The organism is Vibrio sp. 10N.222.52.B7, from assembly GCF_041474275.1.
In the GTDB taxonomy this organism is placed as follows: domain Bacteria; phylum Pseudomonadota; class Gammaproteobacteria; order Enterobacterales; family Vibrionaceae; genus Vibrio; species Vibrio crassostreae_C.
In genome coordinates, this window is sequence record NZ_JBFRTU010000459.1 from 1 (window position 1) to 315 (window position 315).

General features: G+C 46.7%; 1 protein-coding gene. It reads right to left on the bottom strand.

Going from position 1 to position 315, the window contains the following annotated elements:
• Positions 1 to 315, bottom strand: a 315-nt coding sequence (locus AB4512_RS23685; RefSeq protein ID WP_372175959.1) for an arginine deiminase-related protein, incomplete at both ends; no start/stop codon positions are given.

Below are 315 nucleotides of genomic sequence, written 5' to 3' on the forward strand. Positions count from 1 at the left end.
ATCATCACATTGGTGTGGTAAATCGGCTGACCAGACGGTAACGCCGTTTGGAACGAAACCACGCGAGAATAACCAATACGCTTCGCATAATCTTCTAATACTTCACGGTCGCAACGCTGAGAAAGCGCAGCATAGATCGTCTTATTGATGTGATCGATAACCATCACACCGGTGCTCTCTAGATAAGAACCTTGAGCAACGTACGACTCCATAGACTCACTGTGGTTAACAATGCGACCTGACGCTTCCAACACTTCAATAAGAGCAGTAGGCTTAACTTCATGCTGACGGTTTTCACAGGCCATAGGGAAAGCT